Annotated in this window: 17 protein-coding genes; 6 read left to right on the top strand and 11 right to left on the bottom strand. The window is 51.2% G+C overall.

Annotation, left to right across the window (positions count from 1 at the left end; genetic code table 11):
- Positions 1 to 184 precede the first annotated feature (184 nt).
- On the top strand, positions 185 to 1,780 hold the full coding sequence (locus QUF18_RS10235) for an amidohydrolase (RefSeq protein WP_289386960.1): 1,596 nt from the start codon (positions 185 to 187) through the stop codon (positions 1,778 to 1,780).
- Positions 1,781 to 1,835: 55 nt separating this feature from the next.
- Here the strand turns inward: QUF18_RS10235 and QUF18_RS10230 are convergent, their stop codons facing one another.
- Positions 1,836 to 2,513, bottom strand: a complete 678-nt coding sequence (locus tag QUF18_RS10230; RefSeq protein ID WP_289386959.1) for a helix-turn-helix transcriptional regulator — start codon at positions 2,511 to 2,513, stop codon at positions 1,836 to 1,838.
- 158 nt (positions 2,514 to 2,671) lie between these two features.
- On the opposite strand from QUF18_RS10230, the gene QUF18_RS10225 reads away from it, so the two are divergent.
- Positions 2,672 to 4,096 carry an MFS transporter gene (locus tag QUF18_RS10225; protein WP_289386958.1) on the top strand — a complete coding sequence of 475 codons (1,425 nt, stop codon included), beginning with the start codon at positions 2,672 to 2,674 and terminating at the stop codon, positions 4,094 to 4,096.
- Between the two features lie 37 nt (positions 4,097 to 4,133).
- Here the strand turns inward: QUF18_RS10225 and msrQ are convergent, their stop codons facing one another.
- The 4 genes from msrQ to gltX form a co-directional block, all read right to left on the bottom strand.
- Positions 4,134 to 4,790: a protein-methionine-sulfoxide reductase heme-binding subunit MsrQ gene (gene msrQ, locus QUF18_RS10220; RefSeq protein WP_289386957.1), complete on the bottom strand. Its 657-nt coding sequence runs from the start codon at positions 4,788 to 4,790 to the stop codon at positions 4,134 to 4,136.
- 15 nt (positions 4,791 to 4,805) lie between these two features.
- The gene (gene msrP / locus QUF18_RS10215) at positions 4,806 to 5,759 is read right to left on the bottom strand and encodes a protein-methionine-sulfoxide reductase catalytic subunit MsrP (RefSeq protein ID WP_289386956.1); all 954 of its coding nucleotides are present in this window, start codon (positions 5,757 to 5,759) and stop codon (positions 4,806 to 4,808) included.
- A gap of 180 nt (positions 5,760 to 5,939) precedes the next feature.
- Positions 5,940 to 7,232, bottom strand: coding sequence for a citrate synthase (gene gltA, locus QUF18_RS10210; RefSeq protein ID WP_113942921.1), 1,293 nt, complete (start codon positions 7,230 to 7,232; stop codon positions 5,940 to 5,942).
- Between the two features lie 367 nt (positions 7,233 to 7,599).
- A complete protein-coding gene (gene gltX / locus QUF18_RS10205) occupies positions 7,600 to 9,018 on the bottom strand; it encodes a glutamate--tRNA ligase (RefSeq protein ID WP_289386955.1) in 1,419 nt (472 codons plus the stop codon).
- A gap of 257 nt (positions 9,019 to 9,275) precedes the next feature.
- Between gltX and QUF18_RS10200 the strand changes: the two genes are divergently transcribed.
- On the top strand, positions 9,276 to 11,831 hold the full coding sequence (locus QUF18_RS10200) for a ComEC/Rec2 family competence protein (protein ID WP_289386954.1): 2,556 nt from the start codon (positions 9,276 to 9,278) through the stop codon (positions 11,829 to 11,831).
- A 123-nt stretch (positions 11,832 to 11,954) separates the two neighbouring features.
- Here QUF18_RS10200 and lexA read toward each other — a convergent pair whose 3' ends face one another.
- The 6 genes from lexA to QUF18_RS10170 all read right to left on the bottom strand — a co-directional run bounded on the left by lexA (position 11,955) and on the right by QUF18_RS10170 (position 18,472).
- Entirely contained in the window at positions 11,955 to 12,677 is a 723-nt protein-coding gene (gene lexA, locus QUF18_RS10195; RefSeq protein ID WP_289386953.1) for a transcriptional repressor LexA, read from the bottom strand.
- Positions 12,678 to 12,883: 206 nt separating this feature from the next.
- Positions 12,884 to 14,104 carry a molybdopterin molybdotransferase MoeA gene (locus QUF18_RS10190; RefSeq protein ID WP_289386952.1) on the bottom strand — a complete coding sequence of 407 codons (1,221 nt, stop codon included), beginning with the start codon at positions 14,102 to 14,104 and terminating at the stop codon, positions 12,884 to 12,886.
- A 33-nt stretch (positions 14,105 to 14,137) separates the two neighbouring features.
- The gene (gene moaC / locus QUF18_RS10185) at positions 14,138 to 14,614 is read right to left on the bottom strand and encodes a cyclic pyranopterin monophosphate synthase MoaC (RefSeq protein ID WP_289386951.1); all 477 of its coding nucleotides are present in this window, start codon (positions 14,612 to 14,614) and stop codon (positions 14,138 to 14,140) included.
- 3 nt (positions 14,615 to 14,617) lie between these two features.
- On the bottom strand, positions 14,618 to 15,415 hold the full coding sequence (gene trpC / locus QUF18_RS10180; RefSeq protein WP_289386950.1) for an indole-3-glycerol phosphate synthase TrpC: 798 nt from the start codon (positions 15,413 to 15,415) through the stop codon (positions 14,618 to 14,620).
- A 1-nt stretch (position 15,416) separates the two neighbouring features.
- Positions 15,417 to 16,439 (bottom strand): anthranilate phosphoribosyltransferase, encoded by a 1,023-nt coding sequence (trpD, locus tag QUF18_RS10175; RefSeq protein WP_289386949.1) that lies wholly within the window; start codon positions 16,437 to 16,439, stop codon positions 15,417 to 15,419.
- A gap of 143 nt (positions 16,440 to 16,582) precedes the next feature.
- Positions 16,583 to 18,472, bottom strand: a complete 1,890-nt coding sequence (locus tag QUF18_RS10170) for a SurA N-terminal domain-containing protein (RefSeq protein ID WP_289386948.1) — start codon at positions 18,470 to 18,472, stop codon at positions 16,583 to 16,585.
- A gap of 336 nt (positions 18,473 to 18,808) precedes the next feature.
- Between QUF18_RS10170 and tpiA the strand changes: the two genes are divergently transcribed.
- From tpiA to QUF18_RS10155, 3 genes are all read left to right on the top strand, one after another.
- Positions 18,809 to 19,573 carry a triose-phosphate isomerase gene (gene tpiA / locus QUF18_RS10165; RefSeq protein WP_289386947.1) on the top strand — a complete coding sequence of 255 codons (765 nt, stop codon included), beginning with the start codon at positions 18,809 to 18,811 and terminating at the stop codon, positions 19,571 to 19,573.
- A 112-nt stretch (positions 19,574 to 19,685) separates the two neighbouring features.
- Positions 19,686 to 20,075 carry a preprotein translocase subunit SecG gene (gene secG, locus QUF18_RS10160; protein ID WP_289386945.1) on the top strand — a complete coding sequence of 130 codons (390 nt, stop codon included), beginning with the start codon at positions 19,686 to 19,688 and terminating at the stop codon, positions 20,073 to 20,075.
- Between the two features lie 231 nt (positions 20,076 to 20,306).
- A complete protein-coding gene (locus QUF18_RS10155; protein ID WP_289386944.1) occupies positions 20,307 to 20,957 on the top strand; it encodes a L,D-transpeptidase in 651 nt (216 codons plus the stop codon).
- Positions 20,958 to 21,093 lie beyond the last annotated feature (136 nt).

Genomic DNA, 21,093 nt, shown 5'->3' with positions numbered 1-21,093 from the left:
GTAACTGAAAGGCTGAGTATGGGAAATGAAACTCGATATTCAGTTGTTGTTAAAATGACAATAAATACTGTAAAATCAAAAGGTTGTAATTGTTATTTTAAGGGTTGTGTATGGCGTTTTTATGATGAATTGTCTGCGCGTCACTGTCATATAATCTCAGGCAAAATCAGTAACGGAGTTGTACATGTCTTGTAATCTCTCGTCTAAAATTGCACTCAGCCTTATGATGTCGGCCTCTTTGCTCAGTCAGGCCGCAGCACAAAAATCAGAACAGGATGTCAAAGCCTATAAGCAACAGGTCACGGCTGGTGTGGAGAGCCGCGCCAAGCTTGCACAGGAGATGACGGATTCAATTTTCAGCTTTGGTGAGCTAGCTTTTCAGGAAGTGGAAACCTCAAAATACATCACGGATATTCTTGAGAAGAACGGCTTTACCATTGAGCGCGGCGTTGCCGGTCTGCCAACGGGTTGGGTGGCACGCTGGGGCTCAGGCAAGCCGGTGATTGCACTGGGCAGCGATATTGACGGTCTGCCGAAAACATCTCAGATGCCCGGTGTTGCCTATCGTAAGCCGATGATTGAGGGCGCACCCGGTCATGGGGAAGGGCATAATTCGGGGCAGGCTGTGAATGTGGTCGCAGCTTTGGCGATGAAAGACCTGATGGAGAAAGAAAAGCTCTCCGGCACGCTGGTATTGTGGCCGGGGGTGGCTGAGGAACTGCTGGGCGGCAAAGCCTATATGGTGCGTGACGGCGTATTCAAAGATGCGGATGTGGTGATGTTCACCCATGTCGGCAATAATCTCCAGACATCGTGGGGCGCGGCCAATGGCACGGGTATGGTCTCGGTCAAATATACATTTGCCGGAGAGTCTGCCCATTCTGCCGGTGCGCCATGGCGTGGCCGCAGTGCGCTTGATGGCGTAGAGCTGATGAATGTGGGCTGGAATATGCGGCGCGAACATCTGCGCCCTGAACAGCGCTCGCATTATGTAATCCCTGACGGCGGCGATCAGCCGAATGTGGTGCCGTCTGTTGCCAGTGTCTGGTATTTTATCCGTGAGACGGATTTTGAGAACATCGCCAAGAATTTTGCGATAGCCAATACCATGTCTGAAGCAGCGGCAAAAATGTCTGACACAACAGTGGAACGGCAGATTATCGGTACAGCAGCACCGCGCCATTTCAACAAGCCTATGGCGGAGGCAGCCTATGCCAATATTGTCGAAGTTGGCCTTCCGAAATGGACTGACGACGAAAACAGCTTTGCCAAAGCTGTGCAGAAGGCGGTGAAAGGCAAAGAAGACGGGCTGGCGACAAAGCTGAAGAAACTGGCTCCACCGCCGGAAAAGCTGGAAAGCGGCGGCTCGGATGATATTGGTGATGTGTCATGGATTGTGCCGACAATTACGCTGAATTATCCGTCGAATATTCCGAACCTTCCGGGGCATCACTGGTCAAATGCCATGTCGATGGCTACACCAATCGCTCATAAAGGCGTTGTCGCCGGCTCAAAAGTGATTGCTATGACCGGTGTTGATCTTTTGACCAAGCCTGAACTGGTATCTGCGGCACAGGATTATTTTACCAATGTACAGCAGAAGGATCAAAAATACCTGCCGATGCTTGGTGCGGATGACAAGCCGCAAATTCAGCTGAATACGGAGATTATGCAGCAGTTCCGTCCTGAAATGCAGAAGCTTTATTATGATGCTGAGAAATATCCGAGCTATCTGGATCAGCTGGGTGTGAAATTTCCTGAACTATCAGCTCCGCAATAATATGGACGTCTGAATATAACAAAGGCGGTTCGGTATTTTGCCTTATCGCCTTTGTTTATCCGGTCTCAGTAATACGATAAGCGCAGCGCCGTGCGCCAAGCAGAATATGCTCGCAGCGTTCGATCGAGCAGTCTTCACCAAGAATGGCCTGAAAAATATTCAGCTCGGAGCGGCAAAAATTTTGGCAGGCCGTAGCGGCAGCACAGATAGGGCAGTGGTTTTCAATCAGCAGCCACGAGCCGTCCTTCTCTTTTGACCATTCCGACATATAGCCTTCCTGACTGCGCAGTCGGGACAGGCAGTCAATGCGTTGCTCAAGCGCAAACATATTCTGCATTTCTGCTTGATAGCTCGCCAGCATTTCCTGTTCACGCAAAGATATAATACGGTCAGTGAGGGCAGGATCAAGACTGCTCATATGGCGCAGCAAGGAAACGGTAATTTCCGCATGTGTATCGGGAAAACGGCTATTGCCTTTCTCGGTCAGTTGCCAGAGTTGCACTGGTCGGCCGGCTTTGGGCTGTTTTTCAGTCGTATGGGATTCAATCAGCCCTTCTGTCACAGATTTGTGCAATTGCTGGCGTATATTCTCGGCACCGGTACCGATGAGTTTGGCCAGAGCAGATATCGTTTGCGGACCTCGGCTTTTGAGAATAAACAGCAGGCGTTCGGCTGTGCTTTGTTGTGCAGAGCCATTTATTTCATCTGAAGTGATAATGTCAGAACTTGACATTTGATCTCCTGCTGAATATTCCAAGTATCTACTTGCTTAATTAGCGGCTTCATCAGGACTTTGCAACCCGACCGGCATAATTCGGTTAAAATTGATGAGAAACACAGGCGCATTCCCGCCGGAACTCATGGTTTTTGATAGCTGTTCCGGAGAATAAAATGTCTGACCCGGCATCCCTCACCAGTTACCCTAAAGTGGGCTGGGGAGATTTGTTGACTGGCAAAAATGCCATTCGCTCGCTGGCGCTTGCAGGCGGCGTCGCGCTCCATGCTGTTAATGTTTATATTGCAACAACCATTCTGCCATCTGTTGTCGCGGATATTGGCGGGCTGGATTATTATGCGTGGAACACCACATTGTTTGTGGTGGCCTCGATTATTGGTTCCACACTCGCAGTCAAATTGCTGCGGGCAGTAGGGCCTCGTAAAGCTTATGCCATTTCAGCCTGCGTCTTTGCTTTGGGCACATTGATCTGTGCTTTGTCACCAAGCATGGAAATGCTGCTGATTGGCCGGTTTATACAGGGCTTTGGCGGCGGTTTCATGCTGGCCTTGTCCTATGCGATGATCCGCATCGTCTTTCCTGAAGCTCTGTGGCCGCGCGCTATGGCATTGATTTCCGGTATGTGGGGTGTTGCGACGCTGGTTGGCCCTGCTGTCGGCGGTATTTTTGCGGAGCTTGGTGAGTGGCGTGCGGCTTTCTGGACGGTTGTTCCTGCGGCATTGCTGTTTGCTATCATGGCGCTGTTTGTGCTGCCGGATGTGCGTCATGAAAAGGAAGACACCACACGTCTGCCATTTGCACAGCTCACCCTTCTGACACTCGCTGTGTTTGCCGTTTCGCTCGGTAGTATTAGTCATGAAGTGATCTGGAATGTGATCGGTATCAGTACGGCTATTGCTCTGATTGCTCTTATGATCCGCTTAGATGCAACCAGCAGTAAGCGCTTGTTACCGCGTGGTTCTTTCAGCTTCAGCCAGCCGCTGGGGCCTGTTATTGTAACCATGTCTTTGCTGGCACTGACAGTAACCTCGGTGGAAGTATTTATTCCGCTGTTCCTACAGGTGCTGCATCACCAGTCGCCATTGGTTGCCGGTTATCTGGCGGCATTGATGGGGGCAGGCTGGACAATCGGTTCCATCATGAGTTCCGGCATCAGTTCGCGCCGTGTCCGCGACGTGATTATCATCGGCCCGCTAACATCCTTTGCGGGTATGGTGTTGCTATTTTTGCTGCTGCCGATTGCCAGTGGCGGTACCTATCTCGAGCTGCTGCCGCTCTGTGCCGGTTTTGTGGCTGTTGGCTGCGGCGTTGGTATGACATGGCCGCATTTGCTGACACGGGTGCTGAAAGTGGCACCCGATGATGAAAAAGATCTGGCATCAACGGCGATTACTACTGTGCAGTTGTTCTCTGCCGGACTTGGCGCAGCTATGGCCGGTATGGTCACCAGCCTTGGCGGTCTGACCGTGCCGGGTGGTATGGCCGGTACATCCAGCGCTGCATTCTGGTTGTTCCTCAGCTTTGGCATCGGGCCTTTGCTTGGCTTCCTCTGTGCTTCGCGTATTGTCAAACGCTGGTAAAATCAGCAGCTTACGATAATAATATAAAGCTGATCGGTCACTGGCCGGTCAGCTTTTTTTTATAGGCCAGATAGGGCTTGCGAATGACCCGCCATAGCACCAGTGTAATTATAATCAGAGCATAGATCAGCGGTTCTGTCGGCCAGCTTTTCACCGACATCAGAAAATGCAGGCTACCGGCAAGGGCAATCAGATAAATCAGCCGGTGAAGGTTTTGCCACTTGTTTTTTAGTTTGCGGATTGACCATTGGTTCGAGGTCAGAGCCAGCGGGATCATCAAAATAAAAGCTGCAAAACCAATGATGATGAACCAGCGTTGCGTGACATCTTTTACGATTTCCGGCCAGTTCAATCCGCGATCAAGAATGACATAAGTGGCGAAGTGCATGGCGACATAATAGAAGGCCAGTAGACCAAGCGCGCGGCGATAGGGCAGAAAATTGAAACGGAACAAATCGCGCAATGGTGTGACGAGTAAAGTCAGGATCAGAAAACGCAACGCCCAAAGGCCGAGAATATGTTCAAACTCTTTGACCGGATTGGCGCCAAGCTGATTATTGGCCGCGAGCCAGAATGCCCAGACAGCCGGTGCGAGGCCGACGACATAGATGCCCCAACGCAACCAAGCATTATTGGGGATTTTAACCGGCGCTTTACGGGCAGCACGGGGCAGAGCAGTGGTGTTGGCCGTCATCCGGTTTGTCTCTACTTAATAATTTTTGATCAGATCCATGCCGCTGTAGAGTTGAGCAACATGCTCGCCATAGCCGTTAAATGGCAGCGTATCGCGCCTGTCCGGCGAGAAGAAACTACCGCTGCCGATGCGTGTCTCGGATTTCTGGCTCCAGCGCGGATGATCAACGTCCGGATTAACATTGGCATAGAAGCCATATTCCGAGGCGTTCTGCATCTTCCACGCGGTAACCGGCTCTTTATCGGTCAGCGTGATTTTGACAATCGATTTGATGCCTTTGAACCCATATTTCCACGGCACAACAAGGCGCACCGGTGCGCCGTTCTGATTGGCGAGGTTTTCCCCATAGAGGCCGGTTGCCAGCAATGTCAGCGGGTTCATAGCCTCATCAAGGCGCAGGCCTTCGCGATATGGCCAGTCGATCACCGGAAAGGCACCACCGACACCCGGCATTTCCTTTGGTCGCAAGGCAGTTTCAAAAGCAACATATTTGGCTGAACCAAGTGGCTCAACGCGCTTCAGTAGTTCTGATAGCTGAAAGCCCTGCCATGGGATGACCATCGACCATGCCTCAACGCAGCGCATACGATAGATACGCTCTTCAATGCTCATGGTTTTCGTCAGGTCATCAATGTCAAAAGTTGCAGGCTTTGCCACCATGCCACCGACTTCAATCGTCCACGGACGGGGTTTGAAATCACCGGAATAGCTTGAGGGATCGGATTTGCCGGTGCCGAATTCATAGAAATTATTATAGGTCAGCACTGAGTCTTTCGGTGTCAGTTTTTCATCTGTCATGAAGCCATCAGCGCTGTCTTTTGCTAATGCGAGCTGAGGGGCCAATCCGCCCAAAGATATGCCAATACCCGCAGCTATGCCGGTTTTAATAAATTCCCGCCTGCGTAAATAAAATGACTGGCTGGTAATTTCTGACGCTGCAATGCCGGATTTGAAAAATGACTTCGACATAATACTGGCTCCCTGCTGATCGGCAGTTACGCATATCGGGCTTAAAACGGATATGTTACGGGCAATTTTATGCTGATGTCTGTGGTTTATTTGCGTTCATATTGCGTGAGAAAAACGCAAAATCCTATACGTTAAATAAAAAAGGCTCCCGAAGGAGCCTTTTCATCAGTGAAACACTGATTATTTGCGCTTTGCCAGCGGTACGAAATCGCGCTGTGCATGGCCGGTGTAAAGCTGACGCGGACGACCGATTTTCTGAGCCGGATCTTCAACCATTTCTTTCCACTGAGCAACCCAACCGATGGTACGTGCAACTGCGAACAGAACTGTGAACATTTCTGTCGGGAAGCCGAGAGCCTTCAAGGTGATGCCGGAATAGAAGTCGATATTCGGATACAGCTTCTTCTCGATGAAATATTCATCGGTCAGTGCAATATTTTCCAGTTCCATCGCAACGTCGAGCAACGGATCATCTTTGATGCCGAGTTCGCCGAGAACTTCATGGGTGGTTTTCTGCATGATGCGGGCGCGCGGATCGTAGTTTTTGTAAACACGGTGACCAAAGCCCATCAGACGGAACGGATCGTTTTTGTCTTTTGCCTTGGCAACATATTCAGGAATACGATCAACCGAACCGATTTCAGCCAGCATGTTCAATGCAGCTTCATTGGCACCGCCATGCGCTGGACCCCAGAGGCAGGCAATACCGGCAGCGATACATGCAAACGGGTTGGCGCCTGAAGAACCGGCGAGACGAACGGTCGATGTCGAAGCATTCTGCTCGTGGTCAGCGTGAAGGATGAAGATACGATCCATAGCGCGTGCCAGAACCGGATTGACCTTATATTCTTCGCAAGGCACGGCAAAGCACATGCGCAGGAAGTTGGAAGCCAGATCAAGATCGTTCTTAGGATATACGAAAGGCTGACCGACATGATATTTATAGGCCATTGCAGCCAGTGTCGGCATTTTCGCCAGCAGGCGGATCGAAGCAACCATACGCTGATGCGGATCAGTAATGTCGGTTGAGTCGTGGTAGAAGGCGGACATAGCGCCAACGCAACCAACCATAATGGCCATCGGATGCGCATCACGGCGGAAGCCGGTGAAGAATTTGGCCATCTGTTCATGGACCATTGTGTGACGGGTCACACGGTAGTCAAAATCTGCTTTCTGGGTTTTGGTTGGCAGTTCGCCGTAAAGAAGCAGGTAGCAGGTATCAAGGAAATCGCCCTGTTCGGCGAGCTGTTCGATCGGGTAGCCGCGGTGCAGGAGAACGCCTTCATCACCGTCGATATATGTGATTTTGGATTCGCAGGAAGCTGTAGATGTGAAGCCAGGGTCGTATGTGAAGGAATTTGTATTCTTGTAAAGCGGGCCGATTTCGACGACGTCTGGTCCGATTGTACCTTTGCGGACCGGCAATTCGGTGGAATTGCCATGTAGCGTGATTGTCGCTGTCGTATTAGACATACTGGTTCCTTTCATCATCGCGCTCACTGCTCGTGGATAGCAGTAAATTTGGAGCATATTGCCGAAAACTGGTCTTTCGGATTCAACTTATGCATAGAAACATACAGTTAGGGTATTTTTACCGGCGCTGCCAGTTTGAAAAATATCCTAAGCCGGTTGTCACGTAAAATTCATGATATTTTTGAATGACAGCCTGAAAAATTCTTGGCTCAAATTATCGTAAAAAACGGACGTTGCAATGCAGAAATTCGGGTTTTTATGAACAAATTTCTGTCAATTGGCCATTCTTACGACAGAAGCCGGTCTGTGAAATTCACAACACCGTGTTTTGGCCGCGCTCCGTTGAGGGAGCGCGGCCAAAAGAGACTTATACAGCCTGATCCTGAATGCGTCCAAGCGCTTCTTCGCGCCCCAGAACCACCAGAACATCAAAAACGCCCGGCGATGTGGCGCGGCCGGTGAGGGCGGCACGCAAAGGCTGGGCAATCTTGCCGAGCTTCAGGCCGGTTGATTCTGCATGGGCGCGCACAACAGCGTCGAGCGCTTCGGCAGTCCATTCCGCAGCTTCAAGCTGTGGCAGCACGGCCTTGAGAATAGCGCGGCCTTCATCATTGAGCAGGCTGGCAGCTTTTTCATCCAGCGGCAGCGGGCGGGAGACGAACAGGAATTTCGCACCATCAGCCAGCTCGACCAGTGTTTTTGCACGGTCTTTCAGACCAGGCATTGCTGCAACAAGCTGGGCACGACGTTCATCGTTGAGCAGAGCCTGCAATTCCGCACCGCCTTCGATATAAGGCAGGACGTCAATCAGCGCTTTGGTGAGCGTTTCTGAATCGCTGGCACGGATATGATGGCCGTTAATGGCTTCCAGTTTCTGGAAGTCAAAGCGTGATGCGCCTTTATTGATGTCTTTGGTATCAAACCATTCAATCATCTGCTCGATGGTCATGATTTCATCATCACCATGGCTCCAGCCGAGACGAACCAGATAGTTGCACAGTGCTTCCGGCAGATAGCCCATCGCACGATAGGCTTCCACGCCCAGCGCACCGTGACGCTTGGAAAGCTTAGCACCATCCGCACCATGGATCAGCGGGATATGGGACATCTTAGGCACATCCCAGCCCATTGCCTGATAGATAATGGTCTGGCGGGCAGCATTGGTCAGGTGGTCGTCACCGCGGATAATATGGGTAACGCCCATATCATGATCGTCGACCACAACCGCATGCATATAGGTTGGCGCGCCGTCAGAACGCAGAATGATGAAATCATCCAGATCCTTATTCGGGAAACGAACTTCACCCTGCACATCATCCAGTACAACAGTTTCACCTGTCTGAGGGGCTTTAATGCGGATAACCGGCTTCACACCTTCCGGTGCTTCTGAAGGATCGCGGTCACGCCAACGGCCGTCATAGCGTGGCGGGCGGCCTTCAGCGCGCGCCAGTTCGCGCATCGCATCCAGTTCTTCCGGTGAGGCGTAGCAATAATAAGCTTTACCGGCTTTCACCAGTTCTTCAGCCACTTCGCGGTGGCGTGGTGCACGTTCCCACTGGGAGATCGCATCGCCGTCCCATGTCAGGCCGAGCCATGTCAGGCCTTCAAGAATGGCTGTTGTTGCGGCATCTGTGGAACGCTCGCGGTCGGTATCCTCAATGCGCAGCAGCATCTTGCCGCCGGTATGTTTGGAATAAAGCCAGTTAAACAGCGCTGTACGTGCGCCGCCGATATGAAGATATCCGGTCGGTGAAGGCGCAAAGCGGGTAATAACGGGTGATGACATCTGTCGCTCCGTATCTGCGGGAAAATTACAATTTGATGCTCTTATATCCGAATTTATGGAGATAAGAATGTAATTTGCCGCCTCTCGATTTCTTATGCTGTTCATGTAGCATAGGCAGCACAACGTGCAAGACTTGATGCAATGATCGGGGTGCAGAAGCGGTGTTAAACACTGTGCAATGCAAGATTCCTGCGTGAAAAGTGCTGTTTTGGACGTTTAATTGTGCAGCTGTCAGGTGCGGGGGCAATTCAGACAGCATGACCGGCAGCAATGACACGGCGGATGGAAGTCACCAAAATAAGAGTGAGTCCCGTGGTGCGTATGACGGGGCGCAGACAAGTGCTGCTCGTAACACTTATTCACACAGGCTGACAGTTGAGCAAACCATGCTCGGTTTTGCAGAACCGAATGCTGGTGCGGATACTGTAACGCATAGTTCTGCTGAAATTGAATGTGCTGCCAGAACCAAGCACTATGAAAATTACGCGAAATATTTGAGCGGCAATGCTCCTGTTTGGCAGGAATACTGGCAATCTTTCAAAGACAATCTGATTGATGCTTTGCTCTATGAATATGAGCGCGGAGCGGTGTTTCTTCTGACCACGATTGTAACAGGTGTAGGTGCTGTTTATTATTTCAGTTTGGTTCGGGAACCTTATTGGATCGAGTTGGCTATTCCGGCTTTTCTGTTTGGCTGGTTATTGGTTTTGCTACGCGACACGCTGATACGCCGTGTCAGTCTGGTGCTGATCCTTAGTTTTATTACGGGAATGGCCGCGGCTAAGTGGGAAACACAACGCTTTGCAACGACGATGCTGGGCAGTGCCGTTTCTACGGTAATGACAGCACGGATTGTGTCATTGGAGCAGGAGGCTGAGGAGGATGGCAAGGCCGGTCGCTGGCGCATTGTTGCCGATGTTTTAGCAACGGAAAAGCCGCATTTGCGCTATGCGCCGCAGCGTTTGCGTCTGTCTGTCCGCGATTTACCGGCATTGAGCGAAACTGGCTCGGTGTTGAAAGGTGCTGTGCGTTTGCGCGCGCATGGCGGACCTATACGCTCCGGTCAGTATGATTTCGCTTTTCACGGCTTCTTTCGCGGTCAGGGTGGCAATGGTTTTTATCTTGGTACGCCTGAAATTATAGCGAATGATGCTGTCAGCGAGCCTCAAGGTAAAAGCTGGACGGCCAGAGTGGAGGCGATCATCGGACAACTGCGCGCTCTGATAGGCGGGCGCATTATGCAGGCATTAAACGGTGAAGAAGGGGCGGTGGCTGCCGCGCTGATTTCCGGCCAGCGGGCAGGGATCAGTGAAGCCACCAATGAAGCGCTGCGTATTGCAGGGCTGGCGCATATTCTCTCAATCTCCGGTCTGCATCTGGCACTGGCAGCAGGAATTGTCATGGTGAGTGTGCGGGGGCTGGCGGGGCTGTTTCCGTCTTTATCGCTCTATTATCCGGTCAAGAAAATTGCCGCGCTGATTTCGTTGTTTTCTTCCGGTTTTTATCTGGCTTTATCGGGCGCAGATGTGGCGGCGCAGCGCAGCTTTATTATGCTGGCTGTGATGCTCTGTGCGGTGATTTTAGATCGCAAAGCGCTGACATTGCGTAATCTGGCAATTGCGGGGCTCTTCACCATTCTTGTAACGCCGCATGAAATTCTGGGACCTAGCTTCCAGATGTCCTATTCTGCCACCGGAGCGCTCATTGCCGGATTTGCATGGATAAAATTACGTAAGAGGCAAAATCCGGAGAAAACGGAGCGGAAAACCGGCTTGTTTCATACCGTCTGGCGCTGGCTCATTGGTATTATCGCAACGTCGCTGTTGGCGGGTACGGCCAGTGGCCTTTATGCAGCCTTTCATTTCAACAATATGGCACCACTGGGTATGATGGGGAATGCATTGGCTTTGCCGGTGATCTCAGTGTTGATTATGCCCTTTGCCGTGATTGCACTCTTGCTGATGCCACTTGGCCTTGAGTGGTTGCCCTTACAGGTGATGGGTAAAGGCATTGAGCTGGTTAAATGGATTGCTCATTTTGTGGCTGGTCTCTCGCCAGATCTGATACCCGGATTGCTGCCTGCGCCGGTATTACTGCTTTGGACTGCGGCTATGCTGTCTGCCATGATCCTGAACAGCCATTTACGGTTGATCTCTCTGGTGTTTTTAGGGGCAGGTTTTGTTGCGCTCATAACAACGGATTTGCCGGATATTATTATTTCCGAGGATGCCAGACTGGTTGCTGTGCGCCAGAATACTATTCTGTATGTGAATCGCCCGAAACCCGCAGCTTTTACAGCCGAAAACTGGCGCAAAGCCTATAAAATTACAGAAGTAAGTGTGCCGGATAAAAAGGAGACAGAAGGCTCGGAAGGTTTTATCTGTGCGGACGGACTATGCAGCTTTGATTTAGCGAGTGGTCAGGTGCTGGCCTATGCCGAAAATCGAGATGCTGCGGAGGTTGCCTGTAATATCGGCGATATCATCATTTTCGCCTTTGCAGGCAATATGCATTGTTCAAAACAGCAAGAACGGGATGATACGTCACCGCTTATCATCACCTGTCAGCAACTGGCTTTAAAGGGTGTTGCTGAAATCTATTTGCCTTCAAATGGAAAAATCAATCAAGAGCGGACTGTTACTCAGGCTGCAAAAGCAGCTCCTCAAACTGAGAATTCTGTGGCCGGTGATCAGTCAAAAAACAGTACAAATAGGCCAGCGCAGGCAAAGGTCGTTTTCGCGGTAGAAGAGCCGCAACGGCCGTGGCATCTATATCGTCTCTGGTCTCGTGCAGCGCGTAATCTGGAAGATTAAACATCGTTTATATCAAAGAGATACGCTGATGATGAATGTAACCATTCTCAAAACACAAAACATCGCTTTAAGCAGGCAAGTGAAACCGATATAAATCACCGGTTTCACTGTAATAATTGCCTGTTAGTAGCGGCGCACCAGACCAACCAGCTTGCCCTGTACACGTACGCGGTCAGGGCCGAAAATACGGGTCTCATACGCAGGGTTTGCTGCTTCCAGAGCAACAGAAGCGCCTTTACGTCGGAAGCGTTTCAGCGTCGCTTCTTCATCATCAACCAGAGCCACAACAATTTCACCGGCATTGGCTGTATCACCGCGGCGGATGATGACCGTATCGCCGTCGAGAATGCCGGCTTCAATCATCGAGTCGCCTTTAACTTCCAGCGCATAATGCTCACCGCTGCCAAGCATTTCCGGAGGCAGGGTAATCATATGGGTCTGGGACTGAATGGCGGAAATCGGCACACCGGCTGCAATACGTCCCATGACCGGAACACTGATACCTGCAGGGGTATCAGTTTCTGCCGCAGGAGCAGCCTTTTTAGGCAGTTCGGTTACATTCTTCTTGCCCAGATCACCTTCAATGACGCTTGGCGAGAATTTCTTCTGGCTGTTAAGCCCCGGAGCAATGGAATCCGGCAGACGCACAACTTCCAGCGCACGTGCTCTGTTTGGCAGGCGACGGATAAATCCGCGCTCTTCAAGAGCGGTAATCAAACGATGAATACCAGATTTTGATGCAAGGTTAAGTGCTTCCTTCATCTCATCAAACGAAGGGGGGATGCCGCTTTCCTTCAGACGTTCATGGATAAACAGCAATAATTCATGTTGTTTACGCGTCAGCATTATATGCTCCCAAAGTCTAGAACATATCTGCGGTCAATTTGAAGACTACAACAGATATAGAAGTCGTGCGGATCATACGCATAACCGCATGCACGGGGCACGGTTGCGAGAATCAATTTTTAAAAACAAACCCAGAACGGACACTATATGTTCCAGTATTGTTCCGCAAGGCTTTAAAAAGGATTAATCCTGAATCTGTAACAGGTTTAGCGAATAAGCAGGACTTGGCAGCGGTCGCCGCGCTTTGCCGCTTCCGCAAATGGTTCTCGGATCAGTAAGCCGTCAGCACGGGTAATGACAGTCAGCATTGAGGAATCTTGTACTGGTAATGGTGTCGCCAGCAACTCGCCATTGCTGTCATAGCTGAGGGCTGCGCGGGCATAATCACGACGATTGCCGTTTGTAGCCATATCCTGAGCGAGTCTGGCACTGGCAATACGTGTCATTGGTGTTTTGCCTGCCAGACGGGCAACCAGAGGTGCCAGAAATACATAAGAGCAGACAAGGCTGGAAACCGGATTGCCCGGAAGCCCCAGAACCAGCAAAGGTTTCTTGCCATCGCGGGCGAGGGTACCAAACATCAGCGGCTTACCCGGACGCATGGCGATTTTGTAAAAGCCTAAATCTACGCCGCAATTGATGAGCGCTTTATGCACCAGATCATGATCGCCAACCGAAGCGCCGCCAAGCGTAATCAGAATATCCGCATCGGAAGCCGCAACAGTGCGGATGGATTGTTCGATCTTTACCAGATCGTCAGGCACAATGCCTAAGTCTTCCGCAACGCCGCCATTACGGCGCACGATTTCAGCAACACCGTAACTGTTAGAGCTGACAATCTGATCTGCCGCCGGAATAGTACTGGCAGGGACGAGCTCATTACCGGTCGCAAGAATAGCAGTTCGTGGTTGAGTGTAGACTTGTAACTTCGCATGCCCTGAAGCGGCAGCCAGCGAAAGCGATGCAGGATCAAGAACATGACCGGTCTGTAACAGGCATTCACCATCACGGAAATCTAAGCCGCTCAGGCGGATATGACGAGCTTTCTCCACGTCTTCCAGCAGAGTGACATGATCACCGTCCTGTTTGGTATTTTCTTGGATGACAACAGTATCAGCACCGGCAGGCATAGGTGCGCCGGTAAAAATGCGCACTGCTTCACCGGATTTCAGTGTGCCGTCAAAGCCTTTACCGGCGGCGGATTCACCGATGACTTTGAGTGTGACCGGCAATTGTTCTGCATCGGCAAAACGAATGGCATAGCCATCCATAGCTGAGGCATCAAATGGCGGTTGATTGAAAGAGGCAAAGATCGAAGTGGCAAGAACGCGGTTTCCTGCCTGATGCAATGCAACATACTCATGACCGGAAGGCATTTTATCTGCCAGTAACAGACGCAATGCTTCATCAACGGGTAATAAGGCCATGAATTCTCTCCCGTAAAATGATCGGAAAGGATGTTAAGAGCGCTGCCAGTCGCCGGACTTGCCGCCGGTTTTGCTGTCGACGGCAATATCGCTGATGATCATGCCTTTATCAACAGCTTTGGCCATATCATAAATGGTCAGGCAGGTGACGGAAACGGCAGTCAGCGCTTCCATTTCCACACCGGTCTTGCCGGTCAGCTTGACTGTCGCGCTGACGCGTAAGCCGGGCAAAGCTTCATCCGGTTCAATCTCAACAGTGACTTTGCTGAGCATCAGCGGATGACAAAGCGGTATCAGATCAGATGTTTTCTTAGCGGCCATAATACCGGCAAGGCGGGCGGTGCCGATAACATCGCCCTTGGCTGCATTGCCGGAAAGGATCAGCTCAAGTGTCTGCGGCTGCATGATGACACAGCCCGATGCGGTCGCAATGCGCACGGTGTCGGTCTTGTCACCAACATCCACCATATTGGCGGCGCCGCTTTCATCGAGATGTGTCAGCTTGCTCATAGCTTATTCTTTGCCGGTCAGGAGTTTGCGGGTCGCACCTGCTACATCCTGCTGGCGCATCAGGCTTTCACCGATCAGGAAAGTGGAGATGCCGGATTTTTGCAAACGCAGGCAGTCATCATGGGTGAAGATGCCGCTTTCGCCAACCAGAAGACGATCATCCGGCACCATGGCTGCCAGACGCTCAGATACTGCGAGATCGACTTCGAAAGTACGCAGGTTGCGGTTGTTGATGCCGAGCAGGCGCGAAGACAGTTTGAGTGCCCGCTCCATCTCTGCTTCATCATGCACTTCAATCAGTGCATCCATGCCAAGCGAGAAGGCTGTGTCTTCCAGCTCTTTTGCCAGTGCATCATCAACGCTTGCCATGATGATGAGAATGCAATCTGCACCCCAATGACGCGCTTCATAGACCTGATAAGGATCAAACAGAAAATCCTTGCGTAGCGCTGGCAGAGCGCAGGCAGCACGTGCCTGTTGCAAGAACTCCGGTGCGCCTTGGAAGCTTGGCGTGTCTGTCAGAACAGAAAGACAGGCCGCGCCGCCATCTTCATAGGCTTTTGCCAATGCAGGCGGATCAAAATCCGGACGGATCAGACCTTTGGACGGGCTGGCCTTTTTGATTTCTGCAATCAGACCGAAAGAACCGGCAGCCTGCTTTGCTTCCAGCGCTTTAAGAAAACCACGGGCAGGCGGCTGATCGGCGGCAGCCTTTTTAACGTCTGCCAGTGGCAAACGTGCTTTGGCTTCAGCAATTTCAACAACCTTATAGGCTTCGATCTTTTTGAGAATATCGGTCATTTTATTCACTTGTTTTGCTGTTCGATACGGCAATCAGCTGATCGAGTTTGGCTTTGGCCGCGCCGCTGTCAATCGACTGTGCGGCAAGGGCGATGCCTTCTTTAATATCTTTGGCTTTACCGGCAATTACCAATGCAGCGCCAGCATTGAGTAGCACGATATCGCGATAGGCACCGGCCTCACCCTCAAGCACACGCAGCAGGGCTGCCGCATTATGCTGAGCATCACCGCCTTTGAGATCATCAAAATCAACGCGCTTCAGGCCGACTTCTTCCGGCGTAATTTCAAACTCGGTAATTTCGCCATTTTGGAGTGCAGCAATATTGGAAGTGCCTGCAGTAGTCATTTCATCCAGACCGTCACCATAGACAACCCAGACATGATCTGACCCCAGCTCTTTCAGCACTTCGGCAATCGGCAAAACCCAATCGCGGGAGAAAACGCCGACGAGCTGATGCTTAACACCAGCCGGATTGGCCAATGGGCCAAGCAGATTGAAAATTGTACGGGTGCCGAGTTCAACACGGGCAGGGCCGACATGACGCATGGATGAGTGATGCATCGGCGCGAACATAAAGCCTAACCCAGCCTCATGAATGCAACGGCTGATGGTTTCGGGCGATGCTTCAATATTAATACCGAGTTCCGCCAGCGTGTCTGCCGCACCGGAGCGGGAGGACAAGGCGCGGTTGCCGTGTTTAGCGACAGGAACTCCAGCTCCGGCAACGACGATGGCTGCACAGCTGGACACGTTATAAGAACCGGACTGGTCGCCGCCGGTACCGACAATATCAATCGCACCGGCAGGGGCATCAACAGGGATCATTTTCGACCGCATTGATTCCACAGCGCCTGCGATTTCCGCAACCGCTTCACCGCGCATGCGTAGAGCCATCAGAAAACCGCCGATCTGGGCAGGGGTGGCAGAACCGGACATCATAATGTCAAACGCTGCTTTGGACTCCGCCTGAGATAACGGTTTTCCTGTTACAGCTTTGGCAATGTAGCTTTTGAAATCTGACATAGTGTACTCGAATCTTATAAAGTTCTGCAATGAGAGCAGTTCCGGCTAAGTTTGAATTGCCGAAGCTGCTTTCATTGTTTGTTTTACACATTATCCTCCGTAAACCCGCTTCGCACTTTCACTGGAAATGCTTTTAAAACAGGTCAGAAAGATAGAGCCTGATCCATCAGAGCCTGATTGATCTTGACCGGATAATCTTTCTGCAGACGTCCGACCAGCTGTTCTAGTAGGTCATCGCCAATGCGTGAGGAAATCGCATCACGGGTGCCCTGTGGCAGGCTTTCAGCGCTAACACCGGCAGGCTCTGTGGTCTCGATCACCTGAAACAAAATCTGCGTGTCTTTATTAATGCCATTGGCTACGCCGCTCAGCTTCTCCGGACCACCGAAAATTTGGGCAATGGCTGTGTCAGACAATTCCGAATCTGTGGCTGTACGTGTCAGACCGCGTTTGGTCTGTTTTTCCACGCCGGCTTCCTGAGCGAGCGTATCCAGTGTTGCGCCGGCATCGAGGCGTTTGCGCAGCTCTTCAGCTTTCGCTGTCAGGCCTTTGACCGCTGCATCCTGTTTCCATTCAGTCGTAACCTGATCTTTGACTTCATCAAATGTCTTGTCACGGGCAGGGGTTACACCATCCAGCTGATACCAGATGTAACCACGGGTCTGTGTTGGCAGCGCATCATTATCAATACCCTGATCTGACTGATAAACAGAGGTCAGGAAGGAAGGCAGCTGTGGCAGATCTGCAATCGGTTTGCCGTCAGGGCCGTTACCGTTGATATCAACAGCCTCAATAGTTTTCACCTTGAGTTTCAGCTTTTCAGCAGCCTGAGTAAGCGTAGCACCATTGCCGCGTTCTTCTTCGTAAGAGTCATGAACAGCATTCAGCGAAGCCAGTGCCTGTGTCAGAGCCAGTGTTTTGCGGATTTCCGGCTCAACTTGCGCCTCAGTTTTAACTGTGGCTGGTTCAACAGCACTAATATGCAGAATGACCGGACCAAAAGCGCCTTTAACAATATCGCTGGTGCCATTGGCTGGCAGTGCGAAAGCAGCATCAGCAATCACTGCATCCGGCAGATCGCCTTTAACAAAAGTGCCGAGCTTAACATCTTCCGGCTTTTTGCCTTTTTCCGCAATCAGATCAGCAAAGCTGGTGCCGGATTTGATTTTCTCGGAAGCCGCTTTGGCTTCATCTTCATTGGCAAAAGTCAGCTGTTCAATCGTACGTTTTTCTTCAGTGGAAAAACGCGCAACGTTCTTTTTATAAAATTCCTGAATTTCTTCCGGTGTTACATCGGCTTCGTTCACAATATCCTGCGCTTCCAAAGGAACATAGCTGACTTTGCGATATTCCGGTGCGCGGTAATTGCCAAGATGGCTGTCATACCATTTTTTCAGCTCAGCTTCGTCAGGTGTCGCGATTGTATCGGCTTTTTCCTGAGTTAGCGTGATGTAATCTACAGTGCGGCTTTCGCCGTCATAGAGCGCCAATGCTTTGAACAGTGTATCTGGCGCGCTCATACCATCAGAAACCGCTTCAACAATCTGCTGACGCAGGGCGAATTTGGTGCGGCTGTCAAAATAGTTCTGCGGGCTCATGCCAGCCTGACGCAGCACAGCGTTAAACTGGTTGTTGGAAAAGCGGCCGCTTGAATCCTGAAACGCCTGATCCTCACCGGTGAGGCGGGCGAGATGATCTTTCGACATGCCCAGGCCCATCTGGCGAGCCTGCTCATCAAGCAAAACGCCTGCAACCAGCTGGCCGGTAACCTGTGCCGGAATACCAAGCGCTTTCGCCTGATCGCGGGTCAGCTGCTGACGGAGCTGGTTTGAAACAGCAATCACCTGACGGTCATAGGCCAGACGATATTCTGTCGGCGATACGGATGAGCCTCCGGCTTCCAAAACAGCATTGCCGCTAAAACCTTCACGGAACACATCTGCGATACCCCATGCAGCGAAGGAGAGGACGAGAAGGCCGAGAAAGAATTTTGAAACCCAGGATTTGGATGCAGTGCGCAAGCTGTCAAGCATAGAAGTACCTTTGTGGAGTAAACTCACTTTGTTAAATAAGGGGATAGCCGCCGATGATAATGCAGTCAAACGGAAACCTGCTCTTGAAGGGCGAATGACCAAAAGAATTGTGGCATTATTGCCATTTATCCGCATGAAGAGGTGAAGTTTGGGGATTTGCTTTCACAGACGAATTTGCTAGAGCGTGTCGCAATTCATCGCCTCCTGAACTGCGACACGCTCTGGAGCAGGTTCAGTTCAAGGTGCAAATCGGCTTTGTCCGCAAGCACTGTGCTGTACGGATACTGTCAAAACCCGCTGTAAAGCGCGGCTGAGATCATTGGTGAGGAGGGTGTAATGACCCCGGAAATTCGTCCGCTTGTTGCGGGAAACTGGAAAATGAACGGCACCGGCGAGCAGCTGGGTGAGCTGCGCGCAATTGCTGCTAATCTGAGCACAGATATCGGCCGTAAATTCGATGTGGTGATTTGTGTTCCTTCCACTTTGATCTCTCGTGCTGCTGCAACACCTGAAACTGACGCGATCGGCGTTGGTGGTCAGGATTGTCATGCAGCAGAATCAGGTGCGCATACCGGCGATATTTCCGCGCTGATGCTGAAAGAAGCAGGCGCGAGCCATGTTATCCTTGGTCATTCCGAGCGCCGTACAGATCATCACGAGAGCAGCGTTGCTGTTTGTGCAAAAGTGCAGGCCGCATGGAAAGCCGGATTGACGACGATTGTTTGTGTCGGTGAAACCGCTGAACAGAAGCAGGCCGATCAGACTCTTGAAGTCGTTGGTCAGCAGATTGCGGATTCTCTGCCGGAAGGCGTGACACCGGAAAATACTGTTGTTGCTTATGAGCCTGTCTGGGCAATCGGCACCGGTCTGACACCGACTGTGTCGGATGTGCGGACTGTTCATGCCTTTATTCGCTCGAAGCTGATTGAGCGGTTTGGTGCCAAAGGCGCGCATCTGCGTCTGCTTTATGGTGGTTCGGTCAAGCCGAATAATGCTGTTGAATTGCTGGGCGTGGCCGATGTGGATGGCGCGCTTGTTGGTGGTGCCAGCCTGAAAGCGACCGATTTTCTCGCAATTTGCGATGCGTATCGCGTGCTTTGAAATTGAATAAATATCAATCCCTTGCAAGCATTCTGTTGCAGGGGGTTGGATTGTCGGATAAATCCGTGTAGAAAGCCGTTTCTATTCTTATAAGAAAGCAGTCCGGAAACTCATGCAAACCGTTCTTATTGTTATACATCTCCTGATCGTTCTCGCTCTTGTCGGCGTTGTGTTGATTCAACGTTCTGAAGGCGGTGGTCTTGGTATCGGTGGTGGTTCAGGTTTCATGTCGGCACGCGGCGCGGCCAATGCTCTGACCCGCACAACGGCTATTCTGGGCGCAGGCTTCTTCGCAACGTCGCTGCTTCTCGGCATTATGGCGATGAACGGCGAACGTCCGACAGATATTCTCAACCGTATTCCTGCGGCTTCCGGTTCGCAGACAGCGCCAGCCGGTGCTGGTAATGGCATTCTCGATCAGCTCGGTGGTGGTACAACGACACCTGAAGCTGCGCCGGAGCAGCCAGCGGCGCCTGCAAGTCAGGTTCCAAGCTCCCAGTAAGAGCCTGTCAGATTGAACTTTTTAAAAGCCTCCCTCGCGGAGGCTTTTCTATTCTTAAGGCTTCTTAAGAAAAGTGTTGCAGGCTTGCCATAGATGGCGGGATTAGCATGTGGGTAACATATTGCCCGTTGAGAGATGGGAGAGTTTAGCCTATCAGCAAGTAACCTGTTTACAGATCATCTTCCGCATATCTTCATCAGATGCGCATAAAAGAGTGTTCGAGAAAGCCCCATGATTTCATCGCGTGTTCTCATTGCCGGATTTGCCGGTCTTTGCTTAAGTTTTTCGGCCTTGACCGGTCTTGCCTCTGCTCAGACGGTCGCTGCTGAATCTTCAACAGAAGCGGCACCGAAAGCCGCTAAATCTGAGAAGAAGAAAGCACCTGCTCAGAAGGCTGCCAAAGGCAAATATAATATTGATCCGAAGTTTCAGGCGCAGACTGTTGCCTTTTCGGGTTATCCGGTCGGGACAATCGTCGTCGATCCGTCGAAGTATTTCCTGTATCTGGTGGAAACACCGACCACTGCACGCCGCTACGGTATTGCTGTTGGCAGAGCTGGGCTGGAATTCAAAGGCAGCGGCACAATCGATGCCAAGCGCGAGTGGCCGCGGTGGATTCCAACTGCGGAAATGGTCAAGCGTAACCCTGCACAATATGGCAAGTACAAGAATGGCATGGATGGCGGCCTTGGAAATCCGCTGGGTTCACGCGCGATGTATCTTTTTCAGGGTAACAAAGACACCTATATCCGCATTCATGGTACCACACAGCCTTGGACAATCGGTAGCGCAGCTTCAAACGGCTGTTTCCGCATGACCAATGAAGATGTGATGGAACTCTATGGCCGCGTAAATATGGGCGCGACTGTCGTCGTTCTCTGATCGTCTGCATTTTTGCTGAAGCCGGCTGATGCCGGCTTTTTGCATTTTAAGCCATCCGGCTTGCTAATAAAAATATTTAATAAAAAGTTGTTCGGGATAAACGAATAAGCAGTGGCAATTTGTTTGCCTAAGCATT

Source organism: Pseudochrobactrum kiredjianiae, from assembly GCF_030362795.1.
Classification (GTDB): Bacteria; Pseudomonadota; Alphaproteobacteria; order Rhizobiales; family Rhizobiaceae; genus Pseudochrobactrum; species Pseudochrobactrum kiredjianiae.
The sequence above is the reverse complement of the archived record's forward strand: the minus strand, read 5'-3'. Positions and strand labels throughout refer to the sequence as shown.

What these genes read in the sequence shown, in the direction of transcription:
- QUF18_RS10235 (WP_289386960.1), top strand. Translation starts at nt 185, where the DNA reads ATGTCTTGTAATCTCTCGTCTAAAATTGCACTCAGCCTTATGATGTCG.
- QUF18_RS10230 (WP_289386959.1), bottom strand. Translation starts at nt 2,513, where the DNA reads ATGTCAAGTTCTGACATTATCACTTCAGATGAAATAAATGGCTCTGCA.
- QUF18_RS10225 (WP_289386958.1), top strand. Translation starts at nt 2,672, where the DNA reads ATGTCTGACCCGGCATCCCTCACCAGTTACCCTAAAGTGGGCTGGGGA.
- msrQ (WP_289386957.1), bottom strand. Translation starts at nt 4,790, where the DNA reads ATGACGGCCAACACCACTGCTCTGCCCCGTGCTGCCCGTAAAGCGCCG.
- msrP (WP_289386956.1), bottom strand. Translation starts at nt 5,759, where the DNA reads ATGTCGAAGTCATTTTTCAAATCCGGCATTGCAGCGTCAGAAATTACC.
- gltA (WP_113942921.1), bottom strand. Translation starts at nt 7,232, where the DNA reads ATGTCTAATACGACAGCGACAATCACGCTACATGGCAATTCCACCGAA.
- gltX (WP_289386955.1), bottom strand. Translation starts at nt 9,018, where the DNA reads ATGTCATCACCCGTTATTACCCGCTTTGCGCCTTCACCGACCGGATAT.
- QUF18_RS10200 (WP_289386954.1), top strand. Translation starts at nt 9,276, where the DNA reads ATGACCGGCAGCAATGACACGGCGGATGGAAGTCACCAAAATAAGAGT.
- lexA (WP_289386953.1), bottom strand. Translation starts at nt 12,677, where the DNA reads ATGCTGACGCGTAAACAACATGAATTATTGCTGTTTATCCATGAACGT.
- QUF18_RS10190 (WP_289386952.1), bottom strand. Translation starts at nt 14,104, where the DNA reads ATGGCCTTATTACCCGTTGATGAAGCATTGCGTCTGTTACTGGCAGAT.
- moaC (WP_289386951.1), bottom strand. Translation starts at nt 14,614, where the DNA reads ATGAGCAAGCTGACACATCTCGATGAAAGCGGCGCCGCCAATATGGTG.
- trpC (WP_289386950.1), bottom strand. Translation starts at nt 15,415, where the DNA reads ATGACCGATATTCTCAAAAAGATCGAAGCCTATAAGGTTGTTGAAATT.
- trpD (WP_289386949.1), bottom strand. Translation starts at nt 16,439, where the DNA reads ATGTCAGATTTCAAAAGCTACATTGCCAAAGCTGTAACAGGAAAACCG.
- QUF18_RS10170 (WP_289386948.1), bottom strand. Translation starts at nt 18,472, where the DNA reads ATGCTTGACAGCTTGCGCACTGCATCCAAATCCTGGGTTTCAAAATTC.
- tpiA (WP_289386947.1), top strand. Translation starts at nt 18,809, where the DNA reads ATGACCCCGGAAATTCGTCCGCTTGTTGCGGGAAACTGGAAAATGAAC.
- secG (WP_289386945.1), top strand. Translation starts at nt 19,686, where the DNA reads ATGCAAACCGTTCTTATTGTTATACATCTCCTGATCGTTCTCGCTCTT.
- QUF18_RS10155 (WP_289386944.1), top strand. Translation starts at nt 20,307, where the DNA reads ATGATTTCATCGCGTGTTCTCATTGCCGGATTTGCCGGTCTTTGCTTA.